Source organism: Desulfosporosinus nitroreducens (assembly GCF_023897015.1).
Lineage (GTDB): Bacteria > Bacillota > Desulfitobacteriia > Desulfitobacteriales > Desulfitobacteriaceae > Desulfosporosinus > Desulfosporosinus nitroreducens.
The window spans coordinates 1-1,433 of record NZ_JAMHFY010000085.1; the positions used below are offsets into that span (position 1 = coordinate 1).

1 pseudogene is annotated in these 1,433 nt (G+C 46.1%); it reads left to right on the forward strand.

Going from position 1 to position 1,433, the window contains the following annotated elements:
- Positions 1-489: 489 nt before the first annotated feature.
- Positions 490-1,433 (forward strand): annotated as a pseudogene (locus M8E35_RS26250) (hypothetical protein); the annotation flags it as partial.

The following is a 1,433-nucleotide window of genomic DNA, read 5'->3' on the forward strand; positions in this document are numbered from 1 at the left end:
CTATTATTTGAATGGAAAAGTCGCTTAAACCAGTTAGTTTAGGCGACTTTTTGAGCTAAGTTTTGTTACGGCCCCTTTTTTGGCGAATTCAGTCCCCTTGTCTTCATAGCGGTGGTCCCTTCGCATCACGACGCCTTGCCATCCATGGCGGTGGTCCCTTCCCACCATCCTTGGTTACAGGGACACTCGGCCATCCATGGCCAGCGCTCTAATCTCCTGTTGAGTAGTGCTATATCCCGACACATTCAGTGTTGTCGGGTTGAGAAGTAATCGCCTGAACAGGAAAGTTGTCCAAATTTAGTGGGATTAATTAAATTGAAGCAGATTGAACAGATAGCTAGGGTAACAAAAATAAAACCCGTACAATACAATAGTAAAAGACCATAAATGGGATACCTGGAAAACTATAGTTATATAATCGGGAAATGGTAAGAATCTTGCCAGTATTAACAAGAATTTTCTTAAGTAATAAAGTAAGGAGAAGAGAGCATGGCAGAATTAACTACCGGATTGATTGAAAATACACCTGTTTCCGGAGTAAGACCAACTTCAACGTTTACAGTAAAAATCACCAATGATGACACAATTGCTGCTACCATTGAAATTCAAGGGTTTTTCGTGACAGGGACTACGAAGACACTTTATGTCTTGGAGTTTTTAAGCTTAGCCCCTGGGGAGGTAGTCCAAAGAATATATTTCGCGGAGTTAGATGAGTTTGAATTTAAGTTCTTCACCAGCTCCAACGCTGTGGAAATTTCAGCCTGGGGAAAAGATTCTGCTGGGAATTTGGTCCCAGCTCATCGAGTGCTACCAGCAGAACTTGATCCAATATTCAATGGAATCACAGGAGCAACAGGAGCAACAGGAGAGCAAGGAATCCAAGGAACACAAGGAATTGTAGGAACCCAAGGAATCGAAGGAACGCAAGGAATTGTAGGAACCCAAGGAATCGAAGGAACGCAAGGAATTGTAGGAACCCAAGGAATCGAAGGAACGCAAGGAATTGTAGGAACGCAGGGCATCGAAGGAACGCAAGGTATCGAAGGAACGCAAGGTATCGAAGGAACGCAAGGTATCCAAGGAACTCAGGGCATCCAAGGAACGCAGGGCATCGAAGGAACTCAAGGTATCCAAGGAACTCAGGGTATCCAAGGAACGCAGGGCATCGAAGGAACGCAAGGTATCCAAGGAACTCAGGGTATCCAAGGAACGCAGGGCATCGAAGGAACGCAAGGTATCCAAGGAACTCAGGGTATCCAAGGAACGCAGGGCATCGAAGGAACGCAAGGTATCCAAGGAACTCAGGGCATCCAAGGAACGCAGGGCATCGAAGGAACGCAAGGTATCCAAGGAACTCAGGGTATCCAAGGAACGCAGGGCATCGAAGGAACGCAAGGTATCCAAGGAACTCAGGGTATCCAAGGAACGCAGGG